Below are 18,209 nucleotides of genomic sequence, written 5' to 3'. Positions count from 1 at the left end.
CTTATTTACCCGGCGTCAGCGTCAGGCGGGCCTTGCCATACACGCGCTCGAAATTCTCTGGCTGCAGCGGCACCGACATGTACTGCCCCTTGAACCACGGGTCGATGCCATCTGCGAAGTGTGAGCTGGCGGGGTTGCCTGACTGCCCGCCGGCGCTCTGGGCCATCATCGGCTCCTGCTGTGCGAAATCGACGATCATGCGCATGGCCGGCACCACCGCCGCATCGAAATCCTGACCCCAATGGAAGCCCGAGGCGTTGAGCGTAGTGTGATCGCCCCCCGCTGCCATCGGCCCCTTGACCACGCCAGCCTTGCTGCCGCCCAGCGCCGCCGTGAGTTGAGCGCTTTGTGCGGTCCAGCGGTACTGATGCAGTTTGCCCCATTGCCAGGCTTTGTGATCACTGCCCAATTGGCTCTCGCCGGCGCTCATCGCGGCGGCCAGGCTGCGGGCCAGGATGGTGGGCTTGTCTTCTTTCTGCGGGGTTTTCAGATCGTCCCAATAGGGGCTGTCTTCCCTCCCGAGCAGATGGTCGGCTTGAGGTGAGTAGGAAAGGTCGGCGCTCTGTACCAACGCCTTCCAGGATGCGCTGGTTTCCGGGCCCAGTTCGTCAAGGAAGATCTGCCGGGCACTTTCTTGCAGGAACAACTCGTAGAGGGCGGCATCGGCGGACACCGGCGACAGGCGCCCGTCGAATGCCATGAGGCGACCAAGGGCCTCCCGCGCTTTGTCCCGATCGACCGGTGGCAAGGCGTCGATGGCCTGTTTCAGGGGCCTGGCCATGCCCGGCGCTTCGAACATCTTCTTCAGCTTGGCAGCGAAGGTCGTGGTCTGGTCGTACTGCATCGCAATCGTGCTGCGAGTGTCCTGCTTGCCGCTGTTAGCCAGTTGGGCGAGGCGCTCGGCCCGCTCCGGATAATCCCACGAGTTCGAGAGCTGCATGCCGTATCCCTTTGGCACGGTGCGCTGGTTGGCTGTTCCGATCCAGCCTTGTGGCGGGTCCTGATCGTAGGGATGAAGCATGGCGTCGGCGTAACCGTCCCAGTCGAAGCGGCTGTCCCAGCCCGGCGAAGGAACCAGCCCTAGGCCGTCGCGACGGTTCGGGTAGCGACCGGTGACCTGCCAGCCGGTGTTCGAGGCATCGGCGAACACCATGTTCAAGGTGCTCGCGCGGATTTCCCGGGTGGCGTCGAAAGCGCGCTCGACACTTTGCGCACGCGTCAGGTCGAACAGCGCGTCGAGGGATTTGTCGTCCTTGGCATTTGGGGTTTGCAAGGCGATCCCCAGGCCGCTGGCTACCTGCGTGGCGCTGCCGTTGAGCAGCGGGCCGTGACGGGTTTCGTAGGCCGCTTCACGAATCGGGCTACTGCCGCGGATAAAGTAGGTTTCCTCGTGAGCGGCAGCGGGTGCCCATTTGCCATCGGCCATGAACATGAGGCGATTGTTTTCGCGCTTGAGTTTCTCCAGGAACAGGTCCTGGTTGTCCCCCATCGCCGGGCCCATGCCCCAGGCCAGCTTGCCGTTGAACCCCGACAGCACCAGTGGCAGGCCCGCGACCGTTGCCCCCGCGGCCTGGTATTTCGGGGCGCGGATCTCCACGAAATTCCACAGCGACGGCAGGGTGGACGGCAACTGGCTGTCGGTGGCCAGCAGGCTCTTGCCCGCGCGAGCCCGTTGCGGGGCGATGACCCAGTTGTTCGAGGCCGAAACCCCTAGCAAATTCAGGTCCGAGAGCTGCAGCGCTGCTTTGTCCAGGTCGGTCAGGCCGGGCAGTTGACTGCCCAGATTCAGGCCTTTGAGCTTGTCGGCCTCGGCGAATGGCAGTTCTTCGTCAGGATAGGTCGGCAGCAGCCAGGCAAGCTTGTCGGCACTGACCTTCTGGGCCAGCACCAGCGAGGAAATTTCTTCCTGCAGGTTGACCGAGAGGCTGAAATTCAACAGGGCAAAAATCAGCGCCGAGTCCTGGGGTTGCCAGTACTCAGGCTTGTAGCCCGCATCGGCGAGGTCCGACGGCAGCTTGTCGCGATAGCGGAACAGGTAGGCGTTGACACCTCGCGCGTACACCTCGAAGAAGCGCTTCAAGCGGGGTGACGAAGCGTTGTAGAGGTCGCCGGCGGTCTGCTTGAGGTTGGCCGCGCGCATCATGCGGTCCAGGTCGAGCGCGCCAGCCCCCGCGATTTCCGACAGGCGGCCCTGAGCCAACAGCCGCATTTGCACCATTTGTGAGATGCGATCGCTGGCGTGAACGTATCCCAGGGTAAACAGGGCATCATGAAAGGTGCTGCTCTCGATCAGCGGCATGCCAAGGTTGTTACGACGCACCGAAACATTCTGCGCAAGGCCTTTGATCGCGTACACGCCACTGGTGGGCGGCAGGTTGTCACGGTCTTCGCCGCCCAGTTGGCAGCCGGCGAGACTCAGCAGCCCCAGCATGGCGGCGGCTGTACTGAGTCGCGTCTTCAGGGATGAGAGGGCTGGCGAGGCCATGATGAAGCTCCTGCGGGGGTAGGCGTTGGAAACGCGCTACGTTAGAGAGCCGTCAGGCGCCACGCAAGCTGGAAAAGCGAGTTATTGCAGGATTTTTAACGCGGCAAGCGCAGGACGTTGGGGAAGGGCGCTTGCCCATGGACCACCCGTCGAACGAGAGCCTGGGTTCGGTGGGGAGCCAGAGGCAGTTGCCTCATCCCCACCGCAGACTTCGCCGATCAACTTGACGCCGTCATGTCACTGACGGCAGGCAAGCCATCAGGCGCCGTGGCACTTCTTGAACTTCTTGTCGCTGCCGCATGGGCATGGGTCGTTACGTCCCACGTCCTTGAGTGCATTGCGCACCGGCTCCTGCGGTTCGTGGTTGCAGTGCGGGCCATGCACATGGCCGTGGTCATGATGGTGATGGTCGTGATCGTGATCGCAATCAGGGCCATGCACGTGGGGTTGGTTGCTCATGGGGCTACTCCGGAATCAAATCGCCGGGAATTATGTCGCCTTCGCGGCCAATACGCACGTTGTCTCCGAACAAAAAGCCCGTCTTGAGATAGCCCTCGAGCCGGTAATGGACCGGCTGGTTGGGTTTGCCGAGCATTCGCGTCACATCCTTCAAATGTTCCCAGAGGTTGGTGCGAATGGGGACGGAGAAATTCTTGCGGCCGTTGGCCTTGACGATGAACCAGTCGCTGTAATCGCCATCGGCGATCAGGATGTCATTGAGTACGACCTTGTAGCGCAAACCCCGTACCCAGAGGTTGGTGTCGTTGGGGTTGTCGATGCGCAGGCGCAGTTTCATGTCTTGCTTGAGCAGCCGGGCCTTGACCACATCGACCTTGAGTAACCGAACGTCGGGATCCTTGACGTCACTGCCCGTCAAAGACGAACAGCCGGATAAAACGAGAGTCAGCATTAAACCGACGATCTTGAATACGTTTGCCTGAAACACCATGGATTCGCTCCCTGTCGGTCCGGTTCTCGCAAGAGAGCCTTTGAGCCAACTCGCTGTTCGATAAAGCCTGCGCCATACTCATGCCATGTGTCGAAGGAGTATTGACCCGTGAAGCTGTACGAAATCATTTTTTCCGGCCAATTGATACCCGGCGCACAGATCGACCGGGTGCAGGCCAACCTGGCGAAATTGTTTCAGGCCGACGCGCAGCGTATCGCGTTGCTGTTTTCGGGCCGTCGTCTGGTGCTGAAAAACAATCTCGATCAGGCCGCTGCCGAGAAGTACCGCGCCACCCTCGAGCGGGCCGGTGCCCACGCGGAGATTGCAGAGATGGCCGGGCAACCGCAGATGGCGCCTGAGCCCGCACCTGTCGAAGTGGAGGAAGTCGAGTTGGCGCCGCCCCCTGACGAGCCCAGTTGGACTCGGCGTGCCCGGCAGGTACCGCCCCTCAGCGACAGTCCGCCCGATAAAGTTTCGAAATTCCAGCCGCGTGACGTCTACATGGCGGCGTTCGCTGACGTCGACGCCCCGGAGTTCACACTGTCCGAACTGGGCAAGGACGTTCAGGACCCCAAAGCCGCACCGGTTGCACCACGCCTGGATCTGTCCGGCCTGAGCCTGGCGCCGGCGGGGAGCGATTTGGGAGAGGTTCGCTCGACCGAGCGTGTCATCGTGCCGGACATCTCGCATCTGAAGCTCGCCTGACCCCGCCCGAACCCGCTAGGGCGGGGACATCAAGCCATATAGGCCGCGCAGCATTTCTTGAACTTCTGACCGCTGCCGCAGGGACATGGGTCATTTCGGCCGGCTTTAAGTTGCACGGTCGGGTCGATGAAATACCACCGTCCGCTGTGTTGCACGAATGCCGAACGCTCGCGATGGCTGTGCTCACCGCCCGCGTCGTGCCAGCGTGCGACGAAAGTGACGAAAGCATGCTCCGGCTTGCCCCCCAGCAATTCCGCGCCTTCTACCTCAAGGCCGAGCCAAGTGCTTTGCGCACTCCACTGACGGATCGACTCACGGTCCAGGCTGACCTGCTGGATGGGCAAGGTGGTGTCCAGCAGGTAATCCACCTGACCCAGTACATAGGCGCTGTAGCGCGAGCGCATCAAGGCTTCGGCGCAGGGGGCCGGCGTTCCAGCGTGATAGCGGCCACAACAGCCGTCGAGAAGGTTGCCACTGCCGCAGGGGCAAATTGCACTGCTCATGATGCGGATCTCACCACCAGTATTTGCCAAAGTTTTCCGGATTCGCCCAGAACTTCGCGTTCAGCCAGTCCGGCACCTGTTTGTAGGCGAGCAGGTCGTAGGTGAAAAGCGTCAGCACCTGTTCGTCCCGCGCGAAACGTTCGCTGACTTGCAGCGCCAGCGAATAGAAATCGGTTGGTTGCCAGCCGCAAGCGTCGAGGTCGGCAAGTACTGCAATGCGGCTGGCATTGAGGTTGCGAATGCCCCCCAGCAATTCAAGCCCGGCGCGCTTGGGCATGTGCTCCAGGCAATCGACCGCCAAGGCCAGATCGAAGCGTTGGCTGGCGAGCTCGGAAGGCAGGGCACCCGGCGCCGCGCGCGCCACCTCCGTTTCCGGGTGCGCCTCCCTGAAGGCTTGCAAGGCCGGGAAGCTGTCAGCGCCGATCAACAGCAGGCGTTTGGGCGCATAGCGGTCGAGCAGGGCGGCCAGCGCCTGTTGCGGTGTGCGGCTGGAAAAACTCTCGGTCATCGAAATTCCTCACGTAGGCCGGCAAGGGTAGCGCGCCTGCCCTGGATGGCCTAGGGCTGTTCGGCTTCTCGCTCATTCTCGGGGGTTGTGAAATGGGACACGGCAGCACTTGAACTTTTTTATCGGGCGCCATGACAAAGCGTACGGAGTGAAGGCAAAAGGCTATTTGTAAAAGAACAAGCCCCTATCTGCGCTGAAAATCCATCGCCCTGCGGCCGCCGGGTGGCAAATGGCCTCAGTGGCGTCTTTACTGCATTTCAGTCGGTTTGAGCCGATACCAAAGGAGAAGAACTGTATGAGCATGATTCGGACAGCGTTACCTCTGATTTTGGTTACCAGTGTATTGACGGGCTGTGCCGGCTTGCAAAAGACCGACTGGCCCCTTTGTGCCGCCGGTGGTGCGCTCGCGGGTGGGGCGGTGGGGGCGTTTCAATCGGCATCCGTAGCGGCGGGCTTCGGTGCTGCAGTCGGCGTGATGGCAGGCGCTTACTGCTGGGCACACGGCGATGGCGATGATGATGGTGACGGTGTACTGAACAGCGTCGACAAGTGTCCGAACACGCCGAAAGGCACGCCAGTGGATGCGACCGGTTGCCCGATCGTGACGCCAGCGCCGGAACCTGTCGCCGCGCCTGTGGTGCAGCCGAAAGAAGAAATCATCACTATCCGTGACGTGCATTTCGAGTTCAACAAGGCCACCCTGACCCCGGCTGACAAGCATCAACTGGACGCCGTGGTCACCAAGCTGAAAACCGAAGCGCCTAACGTTCAGCTGCATGTCAGCGGTCATACCGACAGTGTGGGCAGCGATGCCTACAACCAGAAGTTGTCGGAGAAACGCGCCCAATCGGTAACGGATTACCTGGTCAGCGCCGGCATTGCGCGTAGCGCGTTCGTCTCGGTGGAAGGCGATGGCGAGAGCCGTCCTGTAGCGGACAACAAAACCGCTGAAGGCCGCGCGCTGAACCGTCGTGTCGAGATCAAGATCAACCGTTGATCATCCCTGTGTGTCAATCGATACCCCGGCCTTCGTGCCGGGGTATCGTTTTTTTGGTGCTGCGCAAGCGGCGACAGAGGACGCATTTCGATCGAAGCTCTGGCATAGTCACGTCCGCAATGTGCTGCGCGGATAGCGTTCATCTATCGCACAACCATAACTACGGCAGGGGCGTGTCATGAGGGTGTTTTGGGGGTTGGGGAAACTATTGACGCTCGGGTTCTGGGCGGTCGTGCTGGCCGGCCAGGCAGTCGTTTTGCCGGTTCCTTTCGGTGGGCTCATCACACTGGCCGGTTGCCTGCTGCTACTGACCCATGTCGTGGAGCTGTTGCTCTTCAACGGCAGCTTGAGAGGGCGTTCGCACCCTTGGCGCGACCGTTTGCACGTTCTGATTTTCGGTATTTTTCACCTGCAATCATTCGGTCGCCCTACGGCAGAGGTCCAGCATGCGTAACGCGTTGACGATGACGGCAGGCGTGCTGTCGCTCCTGAGCAGTGCGCTGGTGATGGCCGAGACCATTTCGGTCGAGCCGCACTCACTGATGCGCTTGCCCAGCAACACCAGTACGCTGCAGTTGGATCGGCTGGAGGTAGCGGATTACGGCACGTTGTTGATTCCTGCCGGCCTGACGGAAGTTCAGGTCGGGCAACTGGTCATGGGGCATGAAGCGCGTATCGCCATCGTGCCCAGCGCCGAGCCTTTCAAGTTGCAGGTCCGACAGGGGGACCTGGGCATTGGTGCCCAGATCACCGCCCGCGGTGCGCCAGGCACGTTTGAAAAAGCACCGTTGCCCGGGCGTAATCTGAATGTGCGCATCGAGCAGTTGAACGCTGACACATTGTTCATCGACGCGCGTGGCGGCACGGGTTCTCCCGGATACGTCGGCCTGGATGGCGGGAATGGTCAGGATCCGGGATGCACGTGGGGCTCGGCGAGTCGCGGATTCGACGGCGACAATGGCGGCAACGGCCACGAGGGCGCGGCAGGCGCGTTGGTGCGGCTGGAATTGCCGCAGTCGTTCCCCGATGACCGCGTGAAGGTCAACGTCCAGGGCGGCGCCGGAGGTGCAGGCGGCGAAGGCGGTCGCGGCGGCAAGGGCGGCGTGTCGAAGGGGTGCCTGATCTACCGCGCCGACGGCGCCAAGGCCGGGAAAAATGGCGACAAGGGCCAGAGCGGCGCGGTCGGGCCTGCGGGTTCTGTGAGCGTTCGTAAGCTGTAAATGCGTTACCTGTAGGAGCGCGCTTGCCCGTGAACAATTTGTCCGTGACACCCAATCGCGGGCAAGCGTGCTCCTAGAGGTGACCCACTCAAAACGACGGCCGAGCCGCCGCGATGGCCACCACAGCAATACCAATCAACAAATTAATGCCCACCAATCGCCGAATCCCGCCCAGCGCAGCGGCGCCTTCGGCCCATTGCTCTGCTTCCACGGACTTGCGCAATTGCGGCAGATTCAACGTGGAAATCCGTAGGAACAGCGCAGTCATCACGATGTACAGGCCAATCATCACCTGTACGTAACGCGGTGCGGTCTGGAACCCGCTGAAGTTGATGTTGATCATGCCGATACCGGTGACCGGCAGCATGATGACCGCACACCACACCCAGACGAAGAACCGAGGAAAGACCTGAATCCACAGTTTCAGGCGCGCCGGGCCCTCCAGCGCGGCAATGACCGCCGGTCGCAGAATCATCCAGGCGAAAAACATGCCGCCGACCCACAGCACTGCGGAAAACACATGTAAAACGTAGACAAGGGCTACAGGCGACATCGACAACTCCAATCTGCGAAGAAAGCATTTGCGCGGTATGATAGCCGCCCGCTGCAACCACTGATAATTTATCCAGCGTTTTTCATCTGTAACCGTGTGACGCCGAGCCAACGACCCAGCCCATGATCAGCACCGAACTCAAGACCCAGATTCAGGGCGCCTATTCGCGTTTCCTTGAAGCCAAGAGCCTCAAACCTCGCTACGGCCAGCGTTTGATGATCGCGGAGGTGGCCAAGGTGCTGGGCGCGGTGGACACCGACGAAGAGGGCCGTCGCTCGGGCGACCCGGCGGTGGTCGCGGTCGAGGCAGGTACTGGTACGGGCAAGACCGTGGCGTATGCCATTGCGTCGATTCCGACGGCCAAGGCGGCAGGCAAGCGGCTGGTCATCGCCACGGCAACGGTCGCACTGCAGGAGCAGATCGTCCACAAGGATCTGCCTGACCTGATGCGCAACAGCGGCCTGAATTTCTCCTTTGCACTGGCCAAGGGGCGTGGTCGCTACATGTGCCTGTCGAAGCTCGACGTCCTGCTCCAGGAGGGCAATGCACAGAACGCTACCGCCCAACTGTTCGAAGAAGAAGGTTTCAAGATCGAAGTCGACGAGGCCAGCCAGAAGCTGTTCACCAGCATGATCGAAAAGCTGGCGGGCAATAAGTGGGACGGCGACCGCGACAGTTGGCCCCAGGAGCTGGCTGACCAGGACTGGGCGCGGCTGACCACCGATCACAGCCAGTGCACCAACCGGCATTGTCCGAACTTTCAGCAGTGTGCCTTTTACAAAGCGCGTGAGGGCATGGGCAAAGTCGATGTCATCGTCACCAACCACGACATGGTCCTGGCCGATCTGGCGCTGGGGGGCGGTGCTGTGCTGCCCGATCCGCGCGACACGCTGTACGTGTTCGACGAAGGCCATCACCTGCCTGACAAAGCCATCGGCCATTTCGCTCACTTCAGCCGCCTGCGCTCGACGACGGACTGGCTCGAGCAGACGGCGAAGAACCTCACCAAGCTGCTCGCTCAGCACCCACTCCCCGGGGACCTCGGCAAGCTCATCGAACAGGTGCCTGACCTGGCCCGAGAGATCAAGACCCACCAGCAGTTCATGTTCACCGCCTGCGAACAGATTGCCGATTTCAAGGCCGGTGAAGACATGGAAGGCCGTGAGCGTCCACGTCATCGTTTCGTAGGCGGGGTGATTCCCGAGCACATGCGGGACATGGGCATCGAGTTGAAAAAAGGCTTTGCCCGCCTCGACGACCTCTTCACCCGTCTGACCGAATTGCTCAAGGAGGGCATGGACGGCGAAGTGAATATCGGCATCGCCAGCCACCAGGCTGAAGAGTGGTACCCGCTGTTCGGCAGCCTGCTGGCCCGCGCCCACGGTAATTGGGAATTGTGGACGGCGTTCACCGCCGAAGACCCCGAAAACAGTCCGCCCATGGCGCGCTGGCTGACACTCGCCGAAAGCGGCTCGCTGTTCGACATCGAAGTCAACGCCAGTCCGATCCTCGCTGCCGAAATGTTGCGGCGCAACCTGTGGAACGTCGCCTACGGTGCCCTGGTCACCTCGGCCACGCTGACAGCGCTGGGCAAGTTCGACCGCTTCCGTATGCGCGCCGGCTTGCCGAAAGACGCAGTCACTGCCGTGGTCCCCAGTCCCTTCCATCACGCTGATGCAGGCGTGCTGCGGGTGCCGGATCTCAAGGCAGACCCTCGTAATGCCGCCGAGCACACCGCGGCGATCATTCGTGAATTGCCCGATCTGGTGGAAGGTTCCAAGGGAACGCTGGTGCTGTTCTCCTCACGCAAGCAGATGCAGGAAGTCTTCGACGGCCTGGAGCGTGACTGGCGCAAGCGGGTGTTCATCCAGGGCAACCTCTCCAAGCAGGAAACCCTTAACAAGCACAAGGCGCGGGTCGACGGCGGCGACGAGAGCGTTCTGTTCGGTCTTGCGAGTTTTGCCGAAGGGGTCGACCTGCCCGGCGATTATTGCGAGCACGTGGTGATCGCGAAAATTCCCTTTGCGGTGCCGGATGACCCGGTCGAAGCTGCGCTCGCTGAATGGATCGAAGCACGCGGCGGAAATCCATTCATGGAGATCGCGGTACCCGATGCCTCGTTGCGATTGATCCAGGCGTGTGGCCGACTGCTGCGAACGGAGCAGGATCGCGGCATCATCACGCTGCTCGATCGGCGGGTGGTGACTCAGCGTTACGGCAAGGCCATTCTCAATGCATTGCCGCCGTTCCGTCGCGAAATAGCCTGAGCCGTGGCGTCCGCGCTCGCACGTCGGGTGAGCGTGGTTTCCCATTCCAGGGTCATGCAATCGCCACCCAGTGCGAGCAACGGCCTACACGCTTTGCTGTGTGATGGAGCGCGCGCCCGTGTTCACAAACGCCCCAATCGCTGAAACAATGCACGCCCTTTTGCTTAGCGCCGTCCGGAGAGTCAACCCGTGCAGATTCAAGGTCATTTCGAACTCCAATTCGAAACCGTGCGTGAAGCCTTCGCGGCGCTGTTCGACGATCCTCAAGAACGCGGCGCTGCGCTGTGCGTGCAGATCGGCGGCGAAACCGTACTGGATCTCTGGGCGGGCACCGCTGACAAGGACGGGGCCGAGGCCTGGCACAGCGATACCATCGCTAATCTGTTCTCCTGCACCAAGACCTTCACCGCTGTCGCCGCTCTGCAGATGGTAGGAGAGGGCAAGCTGGACCTCGACCAGCCTGTTTCACGGTTGTGGCCCGAATTCGCGGCGGCAGGCAAGCAGGCCATCACCCTCCGTCAATTGCTGTGTCATCAGGCGGGCCTGCCGGCCATTCGCAACATGCTGCCCGCCGAAGCGCTGTACGACTGGGACGCGATGACCCGTGCGCTTGCCGCCGAGGCGCCTTGGTGGACGCCGGGTCGGGGCCATGGCTACGCTGCCATCACTTACGGATGGCTGGTGGGGGAGATGATCCGGCGGGCCGACGGTCGCGGCCCGGGCGAATCCATCGCTGCGCGGATTGCCCGGCCCTTGGGGCTGGACTTCCACGTTGGCCTGGGGGATGAGGAGTTCCATCGGGTCGCCCATATTGCACGCGGGAAAGGCAACACGGGCGATGACGCAGCCCAACGCCTTCTGCAAGCGACTCTGCGTGAGCCGACTTCAATGACGGCACGGGCGTTCACCAATCCGCCATCGATCATGACGAGCACCAACAAACCCGAATGGCGGCGCATGCAGCAACCCGCCGCCAACGGCCACGGCAATGCGCGCAGTCTTGCCGGGTTTTACAGCGGATTGCTTGATGGCAGCCTGCTGGACGCCGAGCTGGTCAATGAGTTGACCCGCGAGCACAGCGTCGGCCAGGACAAAACCCTGCTGACCCAAACCCGCTTTGGTCTGGGCTGCATGCTCGACCAGCCTTCTGTCCCGAACGCGACGTTCGGTCTGGGGGGAAAGGCGTTCGGCCATCCCGGAGCGGGCGGCTCGGTCGGGTTCGCCGACCCGGAGCGGGACGTGGCTTTCGGCTTCGTCACCAACACATTGGGGCCTTATGTGTTGATGGATCCGCGTGCACAGCGTCTCGTGCGCGCCCTTGGTGAGTGTTTGCAATAACTATCGCCGATAAGTGCTTGTTCTACCGACTGTCAGTTAAATCGCCCATATCGGAACCGCATAGCGGTTTCCTTTTCCAACTCGACGTTTAACCGTGTTATATGGGCGCTGCTTCGTTCATTTTCTGATCAATTATTTGTGTGAGTCATTCATGTCTGCCAACAAAAGCCTCGCATTTGCCCTGTGCCTTGCCGTCACCGGTTGCGCACAAACCCCGCAGGATCAATCGGCCAGTAGCGATCACTGGTGGTCGTTCGGTTCTGGCAAAGGCTCGGACGCCGCAGCGCCAGGCAAACCCGCTGCAAGCCCCGCAGCGGCCGAAGTCGCCAAGACGGAAGCGCAAAGCGGCACGCACTGGTACTGGCCGTTTGGTTCGGACCATGGCGCCACCGAGAAAAAGCCTGAGTTGGCGGCGACCCAGCCTGCCGCCAAGCCGGATGTGGCCAAGGCCGACGATGGCAGCAAATGGTGGTGGCCGTTCGGTAGCAGCGAGGCGAAAAAAGACGCTGCGCCCGCCGTGCCAAAGGTCGATCCGAAAGTGACGCAGGCTTGGCTCGATCAGTACGAGCCCAAAGTGCGGGAAGCGATCAAGGACAGCAAGTTCCAGTTCGAGCGTCGTGAAGATGTGCTGGTCGTGACGGCCCCGGTCGACAGCACCTTCAACCCCGATCGTCCGGAAATGCTTCTGCCCATCAACCTCGGCCCGATCACCCGTATGGCCAAGGTGGTGGAAGGTGATCAGAAGACCGCGATTCTGGTGTTGGGTCACAGCGACGTGGCGAGCGATGCCAACACTAAAATCAGCCAGCAACGCGCCCAGTCGGTGGCTGCGATCTTCCGTCTGAGCGGCCTGGAGCGTAATCGTCTGAACCTGCGCGGAATGGGCGCGGTGATGCCACGTGCCGCCGATGACAGCGCAGCCGGGCGCGCCTTGAACCGCCGTGTCGAAATCATCATGACCCCGCAGGACACCATGGTTGCCCTGATGGCCAAGTACAACCTGCCGCCTGCACCTACTCTGGTTGCGGTGCAGCAAGCCAAGCCTGCAGTGGCCCCGGCACCTGCCGCGTCGGCACCGAGCAAACCGGCTGCAGCGACGAAAAAGGCGGCGCCTGCCAAGACTGCGGCAGCGAAGAAAGCGCCAGTGAAGAAGGCCGCTCCAGCGAAGGCCAAAGCTGCACCGGCCAAAGCTGCCACCAAGAAACCCGCGACCAATGCGCAGGCCAGCACCAACTGAGGGTAATATCGTCGTCCCGTTGACGGATCTCGATGAAGGAAGACAGTGATGAGCCAGCGTCTGGCTGATATGCGTCGCAACTATGCCCGCGAAGGTTTGACTGAGTCTCAGGCACCCGAAGAGCCTTTCGCATTGTTTCAGCGTTGGTTCGACGAGGCGGCCAAGACCGAACAGGCGCCGGTCGAAGCCAATGCGATGACCCTTGCGACGGTCGACGCGGAGGGTCGCCCTCACTGTCGAGTACTGCTTCTCAAGGGGCTGGATGCCCAGGGTTTCACATTCTTCAGCAACTACGACAGCGCCAAAGGCCAGCAATTGGCGGCCCGGCCTTTTGCAGCGATGACCTTCTTCTGGCCGACGCTCGAGCGGCAGGTGCGCATCGAGGGGAGGGTCGCCAAGGTGACTGCCGAGGAATCGGACGCCTATTTCCAGGTTCGCCCTCTGGGCAGTCGCTTGGGCGCTTGGGCCTCTCCGCAGAGCCGCGTGATCCCAGACCGCGAAGCGTTAGAGCATCTGCTCAAGGCTACCGAGGCACGCTTCATGGACACCCAGCCGCATTGCCCTGAGCACTGGGGTGGCTATCGTCTGGTGCCGGACCGCATCGAGTTCTGGCAGGGGAGGCCCAGCCGTCTGCATGACCGCTTGAACTATCGTCTGGTCGACGGCCAATGGCGCCGTGAGCGGCTGGCGCCCTGACGTCCGTTGAAGCAGCGCGAACGCGAACGTGTTGAATCAATTTCAGGGCCCGTCGTCCATACTGGTAGACGCCGGTGGCATTCTGTATGGCCCCTGAATGAACGTAAATTATCGGTACAGGACCGTGACATCGATTGGCGTCGCGGAGTCTAATGGCTACCTGTTCCTGTGGAGGCAAATGTTATGCGTAAGTCTGTTCTGCTGGTTGCTTCGTTCACCGCCATGGCGTTGACGCTGGGCGGCTGTACCTCGAGCCTGACCGGCGACTCCTACTCGCGTGAAGAGGCTCGCCAAGTGCAGACCGTGCGCCTGGGCACCATTGAATCGCTGCGCCCTGTGAAGATCGAAGGCACCAAGACCCCGATTGGCGCAGGTGCCGGCGCGATTGTCGGCGGTGTCGGCGGCAGCGCCATTGGTGGTGGGCGTGGCAGCATCGTGACGGCGGTAATCGGCGCCGTGGCCGGTGGTCTGCTGGGGTCGATGACCGAGGAAGGCCTGACCCGTACCCAAGGCGTCGAGATCACCGTGCGCGAGGACGACGGCACCATGCGAGCCTATGTGCAGCAGGTTCAGGAAAACGAGATTTTCCGGATTGGCGACCGTGTCCGCATCATGACGGTCAACGGCACGAGCCGCGTCAGCCACTGATGCCCGCAAGCGGGTGCGATTGTCACACTCGCTTACAAAAAAACGCCCCGATCATTCGGGGCGTTTTGCTTTCCGTCTACAGGGAGAAAGTAGCAGTCAGGCACCGGGCGCTTTTCGACTCGCCATCGCCATCAATCCATACCCCGCCAGTGCGGCGATGATGGAGCCGCTCAGAATGCCCATGCGGTCCATGCCCGCAAAGGGGCTCTGTCCCGGTACGAATGCCAGGGAGCCCACGAACAGGCTCATGGTGAAACCGATGCCGCATAACACCGACACTCCCAGCACCTGACCCCAGTTTGCACCTGTGGGCAATGCCGCCCATCCCCCTTTGATGGCCAGCCAGGTCAGGCCGAATACTCCGACGGTCTTACCCACCAGCAGCCCCAGCGCGATGCCCATGGGGACAGGGTGGCTGAAGCTTTCAAGCGTCACCCCGCTGAGCGAGACACCGGCGTTGGCGAATGCGAACAGCGGAAGGATGCCGTACGCCACCCATGGATGGAGAGCATGCTCCAGCAGTTGCAGAGGGGAGGGCGCGTCCCGGACGGTTTTCAAAGGGATGCACAATGCGAGGACCACCCCCGCCAACGTGGCATGCACGCCGCTTTTCAGCACGCACACCCACAAGACCAGGCCCAGCAACAGATAAGGCGTCAGTTTGGCCACGCCGAGTCGGTTCATGACGATGAGTCCGGCCAGTGCCGCCAAGGCCAGTGTCAGCGACAGCATCGACATCTCGCTGGAATAGAACAGCGCGATAACGATTATTGCGCCCAGGTCGTCGATGATGGCCAGCGTCATGAGAAACAGCTTGAGCGAGACGGGGACACGTTTACCCAGTAGCGCCAGTACGCCGAGGGCGAAGGCGATGTCGGTCGCCATGGGAATGGCCCAGCCACTCATGGCTGCGGCGTCGTCATGGTTCAGCGCCCAGTAGAGCAGAGCCGGGACAACCATTCCGCCGATGGCTGCGGCCCCCGGCAGGACCACCTGCGACAGCCGAGACAAATGCCCCTGAATGATCTCGCGTTTCACTTCCAGCCCGATGAGCAAAAAGAACAGCGCCATCAGACCATCATTGATCCACAGCAGCAGGGGCTTGGCGATTTCCAGTGCACCCATCCGGACCGCGACGGGAAGGTCAAGGAAACTGTTATAGAGCCAGGAAAGCGGGGAATTGTTGATCAGCAAAGCGAGCGCGGCGGCCGCAATCAACAGGAGACCTCCCGCTGCCTCGAGCTTGAAAAAACGTTTGAAGGTATTGCGAACGGGCAAGGTCTCTCTCCTTGGGCATAAACGCAGGGAGCGACACCGTACCGTGAGTTTTTATTCCTGAATACAAAATTTATATTCGATTTTGTTATTAAAAATCGTTGGTAATTGTGTATACAGAGTTCGCATTTATTTCATTACAAAATCCTACAGGCCTTGTGTGTCGGGGCCTGTAGGAAGTGTCTTCTTATTATGGCTTCATGAAACAATCTGCCCACCGAATGGCCATGCTGTGTGAGCACTATTCGCCAACGGCCGGAGAGTGAGCACCGTTAAGCCCTCAGAGAGGCTTGCATGATGCGTTACGGCGCGGGCCGTTACTCGAACACCCCCAGCATGCTTCTGGCCACAGCCTCGGCAATCCGGATGCCATCGACGCCCGCTGACAAAATGCCGCCTGCGTAACCGGCCCCTTCACCCGCCGGGAACAGCCCTTTGACGTTGAGGCTCTGCATGTCGTGATCTCGTGTGATACGCAGAGGGGACGAGGTGCGCGTTTCAATGCCCGTCAGGACGGCGTCATGCAACGAAAAGCCTTTGATCTGCTTATCGAAGGCGGGGAGTGCCTCGCGGATCGCTTCAATGGCAAAAGCAGGCAACGCGTCCGCCAGATCGGTGAGTTTGACACCGGGCTTATAGGAAGGCTCGACTTCTCCCAGTTGGGTCGACGCTTTACCTGCGATGAAATCACCCACGAGCTGTGCGGGCGCCTCATAGTTTTCGCCACCCATGACGTACGCATGGGATTCCAGACGCTCTTGCAATTCAATGCCCGCCAATGGGCTGCCCGGGTAATCCTCTTCCGGGCTGATGCCGACCACGATTCCTGAGTTGGCATTGCGCTCGTTACGCGAATACTGGCTCATACCGTTGGTCACGACCCGATTGGGCTCCGAGGTAGCTGCTACCACCGTGCCACCTGGACACATGCAGAAGCTATACACCGAGCGACCGTTCTTCGCGTGGTGCACCAGTTTGTAGTCGGCGGCCCCGAGCTTCGGATGACCCGCGTATTTGCCCAGCCGCGCACGGTCGATCAGGCCTTGAGGGTGTTCGATGCGAAAGCCCACTGAGAAAGGCTTGGCTTCCATGTAAACGCCGCGACCGTGGAGCATGCGGAAAGTGTCTCGTGCACTGTGGCCCAGGGCGAGAATCACGTGTCTGGATGCGATGCGCTCACCGCCCTCGAGCATAACGCCTTGGATATGCTCGTCTTCGATGAGCACGTCGGTGACTTTCTGTTGGAAGCGCACTTCGCCGCCCAGAGCGATGATCTGCTGGCGCATGTTTTCCACGACGCCAGTCAGGCGAAACGTACCGATGTGTGGCTTGCTGACGTAGAGAATCTCTTCCGGCGCACCCGCCTTGACGAATTCGTGGAGCACCTTGCGTCCGTGGAATTTCGGATCCTTGATCTGGCTATAGAGCTTGCCGTCGGAGAACGTCCCGGCGCCGCCCTCGCCGAATTGCACATTGGACTCAGGGTTAAGCACGTTCTTGCGCCAGAGGCCCCATGTGTCTTTCGTGCGCTGGCGCACCTCCTTGCCACGTTCCAGGATGATCGGTCTGAAGCCCATCTGCGCCAGCAACAAGCCGGCGAAGATGCCGCATGGACCGAAGCCGACCACAAGCGGGCGCTCGCTCATATCCGCGGGGGCATGGCCGACCATTTTGTAACTGACGTCCGGAGCGGGACCGATGTGCTTGTCATGGCTGAGGCGCTTGAGCAGCGCGGATTCGTTGCGCACCTCGAAATCGAGGGTGTAGATGAATTGCAGTTCGCTGGATTTTTTGCGCGCATCGTAGCTGCGCTTGAACAGTGTAAAACCCAACAGATCGGCACTGTCGATGCCCAGACGCTGCAGGAGCGCAACGCGCAGCTCTTCGTCCGCGTGGTCCAGCGGCAGTTTGAGTTCGGTGATTCGTAGCATGAAAGGATCCGGTTTTCGGGCCGCAGGATCGGCCCGGCAGCACTTCGAGAACCGGCGATTATAAGCCACATCGGCAGGCAAACGGAGGCGAAAGCGCACCGGCCGACGCGATGGCTGCACTCGAATGTGCGCCGTCAAACGCGGTAAGCGAAAGAACGCGCCCGTATGCGTGCTTCTTGTGCGCTGCGCGCGCCCTGTCAGTTGAGGTCAGTAGCGGTCAGGGCAATTGAAAAGTTACCGATCTACCCATTTCGCCATCATGGGAGTGGGCTGAATTGGTGCGCTGTGCGCACTCATGCTCTTTCTTGGATCAATACCCAAGGTGCCACTACCACCGCCCACAATGCCGGGTCACGCTCTAGCAGGTCCAGAGCCGTTGATTCAGAGACCTTCCCGACCTCTCCGTTCTCCAGCCAGCCCGCCACCGTTGCCTCGGCGTTTTGCGCAAAAGCCTCCGCCACAGCCACAAGATCTTGAGAGGGTTCGACCCACAACAGGGCACCCTTGGCAAAGAACGGTTGCAATTCTTTCCAGGTAATGGAGGCGGTTTCGCCAAGCAGCTTGGCATAGAGGGTGCTAGGTTCTTGCGTCATGGGTTTCACCGTTTGGAAAATCGGCGCAAATGATACCGCTGCCTTCCCTGCGCTCAAACCCGGTTTCAAGTGCTTGATTGCAGAGAACTTCGCGCAGGCCGATCGCGATCATGACCCGGCGGGGTGATCGACCGGCTTGATTGTGTATCTTTCTTTCGATTAAGCGACATCAACAGGCTTTGCCCCCTGTCGCCAGCTTTTCAAGCGCGCGACCGGCACTCTAAACTGTTCCGGTACAGTTGCCGGGGGTGAGGCCTGGATACATCAATCCGGTCCTGCAGCGTTTGGCCGTCAGGATTATAAA

The 18,209-nt window shown here is 60.9% G+C and carries 18 protein-coding genes; 9 read left to right on the top strand and 9 right to left on the bottom strand.

Translation table 11 applies throughout. From position 1 onward, the window contains the following. Position 1 precedes the first annotated feature (1 nt). The 3 genes from DBP26_RS01295 to DBP26_RS01285 form a co-directional block, all read right to left on the bottom strand. Positions 2 to 2,485: a penicillin acylase family protein gene (locus DBP26_RS01295; RefSeq protein WP_108235798.1), complete on the bottom strand. Its 2,484-nt coding sequence runs from the start codon at positions 2,483 to 2,485 to the stop codon at positions 2 to 4. A gap of 258 nt (positions 2,486 to 2,743) precedes the next feature. Continuing rightward, on the bottom strand, positions 2,744 to 2,944 hold the full coding sequence (locus tag DBP26_RS01290) for an SEC-C metal-binding domain-containing protein (protein WP_108235797.1): 201 nt from the start codon (positions 2,942 to 2,944) through the stop codon (positions 2,744 to 2,746). Between the two features lie 4 nt (positions 2,945 to 2,948). After that, positions 2,949 to 3,434, bottom strand: coding sequence for an LEA type 2 family protein (locus DBP26_RS01285; protein WP_108235796.1), 486 nt, complete (start codon positions 3,432 to 3,434; stop codon positions 2,949 to 2,951). A 108-nt stretch (positions 3,435 to 3,542) separates the two neighbouring features. Between DBP26_RS01285 and DBP26_RS01280 the strand changes: the two genes are divergently transcribed. After that, positions 3,543 to 4,139, top strand: coding sequence for a hypothetical protein (locus DBP26_RS01280; RefSeq protein WP_108235795.1), 597 nt, complete (start codon positions 3,543 to 3,545; stop codon positions 4,137 to 4,139). A 29-nt stretch (positions 4,140 to 4,168) separates the two neighbouring features. Here DBP26_RS01280 and DBP26_RS01275 read toward each other — a convergent pair whose 3' ends face one another. After that, a complete protein-coding gene (locus DBP26_RS01275; protein ID WP_108235794.1) occupies positions 4,169 to 4,642 on the bottom strand; it encodes a YchJ family protein in 474 nt (157 codons plus the stop codon). A gap of 10 nt (positions 4,643 to 4,652) precedes the next feature. Continuing rightward, entirely contained in the window at positions 4,653 to 5,150 is a 498-nt protein-coding gene (locus DBP26_RS01270) for a DUF6231 family protein (protein WP_108235793.1), read from the bottom strand. A gap of 295 nt (positions 5,151 to 5,445) precedes the next feature. Here DBP26_RS01270 and DBP26_RS01265 point away from each other — a divergent pair, with 295 nt between their 5' ends. The 3 genes from DBP26_RS01265 to DBP26_RS01255 all read left to right on the top strand — a co-directional run bounded on the left by DBP26_RS01265 (position 5,446) and on the right by DBP26_RS01255 (position 7,367). Further along, positions 5,446 to 6,147 (top strand): OmpA family protein, encoded by a 702-nt coding sequence (locus DBP26_RS01265; protein WP_108235792.1) that lies wholly within the window; start codon positions 5,446 to 5,448, stop codon positions 6,145 to 6,147. A 178-nt stretch (positions 6,148 to 6,325) separates the two neighbouring features. After that, positions 6,326 to 6,601 carry a DUF1145 domain-containing protein gene (locus tag DBP26_RS01260; protein ID WP_108235791.1) on the top strand — a complete coding sequence of 92 codons (276 nt, stop codon included), beginning with the start codon at positions 6,326 to 6,328 and terminating at the stop codon, positions 6,599 to 6,601. Further along, positions 6,594 to 7,367 carry a hypothetical protein gene (locus tag DBP26_RS01255; protein WP_108235790.1) on the top strand — a complete coding sequence of 258 codons (774 nt, stop codon included), beginning with the start codon at positions 6,594 to 6,596 and terminating at the stop codon, positions 7,365 to 7,367. Before DBP26_RS01260 ends, DBP26_RS01255 begins: the two co-directional genes overlap by 8 nt. An 88-nt stretch (positions 7,368 to 7,455) precedes the next feature. Here the strand turns inward: DBP26_RS01255 and DBP26_RS01250 are convergent, their stop codons facing one another. Further along, on the bottom strand, positions 7,456 to 7,920 hold the full coding sequence (locus tag DBP26_RS01250) for a CopD family protein (RefSeq protein WP_108235789.1): 465 nt from the start codon (positions 7,918 to 7,920) through the stop codon (positions 7,456 to 7,458). A gap of 122 nt (positions 7,921 to 8,042) precedes the next feature. Here DBP26_RS01250 and dinG point away from each other — a divergent pair, with 122 nt between their 5' ends. From dinG to DBP26_RS01225, 5 genes are all read left to right on the top strand, one after another. Continuing rightward, positions 8,043 to 10,187: an ATP-dependent DNA helicase DinG gene (gene dinG, locus DBP26_RS01245; protein ID WP_108235788.1), complete on the top strand. Its 2,145-nt coding sequence runs from the start codon at positions 8,043 to 8,045 to the stop codon at positions 10,185 to 10,187. Between the two features lie 189 nt (positions 10,188 to 10,376). Further along, complete coding sequence (locus DBP26_RS01240; RefSeq protein ID WP_108235787.1) at positions 10,377 to 11,525, top strand: serine hydrolase domain-containing protein; 1,149 nt, start codon at positions 10,377 to 10,379, stop codon at positions 11,523 to 11,525. 151 nt (positions 11,526 to 11,676) lie between these two features. Beyond that, positions 11,677 to 12,762 (top strand): OmpA family protein, encoded by a 1,086-nt coding sequence (locus tag DBP26_RS01235; RefSeq protein WP_108235786.1) that lies wholly within the window; start codon positions 11,677 to 11,679, stop codon positions 12,760 to 12,762. A 48-nt stretch (positions 12,763 to 12,810) separates the two neighbouring features. Beyond that, the gene (gene pdxH / locus DBP26_RS01230; protein ID WP_108235785.1) at positions 12,811 to 13,458 is read left to right on the top strand and encodes a pyridoxamine 5'-phosphate oxidase; all 648 of its coding nucleotides are present in this window, start codon (positions 12,811 to 12,813) and stop codon (positions 13,456 to 13,458) included. Between the two features lie 183 nt (positions 13,459 to 13,641). After that, complete coding sequence (locus DBP26_RS01225; protein ID WP_108235784.1) at positions 13,642 to 14,106, top strand: glycine zipper 2TM domain-containing protein; 465 nt, start codon at positions 13,642 to 13,644, stop codon at positions 14,104 to 14,106. A gap of 96 nt (positions 14,107 to 14,202) precedes the next feature. Here the strand turns inward: DBP26_RS01225 and nhaA are convergent, their stop codons facing one another. The 3 genes from nhaA to DBP26_RS01210 form a co-directional block, all read right to left on the bottom strand. Next, positions 14,203 to 15,384, bottom strand: coding sequence for a Na+/H+ antiporter NhaA (gene nhaA / locus DBP26_RS01220; RefSeq protein ID WP_108235783.1), 1,182 nt, complete (start codon positions 15,382 to 15,384; stop codon positions 14,203 to 14,205). A gap of 314 nt (positions 15,385 to 15,698) precedes the next feature. Beyond that, a complete protein-coding gene (locus tag DBP26_RS01215; protein ID WP_108235782.1) occupies positions 15,699 to 17,312 on the bottom strand; it encodes an NAD(P)/FAD-dependent oxidoreductase in 1,614 nt (537 codons plus the stop codon). 293 nt (positions 17,313 to 17,605) lie between these two features. Next, entirely contained in the window at positions 17,606 to 17,905 is a 300-nt protein-coding gene (locus tag DBP26_RS01210) for a DUF2288 domain-containing protein (protein WP_177410979.1), read from the bottom strand. Positions 17,906 to 18,209: the final 304 nt, after the last annotated feature.

This window comes from Pseudomonas sp. RIT409 (genome assembly GCF_003052515.2).
Classification (GTDB): Bacteria; Pseudomonadota; Gammaproteobacteria; order Pseudomonadales; family Pseudomonadaceae; genus Aquipseudomonas.
Note: the sequence above shows the minus strand (reverse complement) of the source record. Positions and strands in the feature narration are given on the sequence as shown.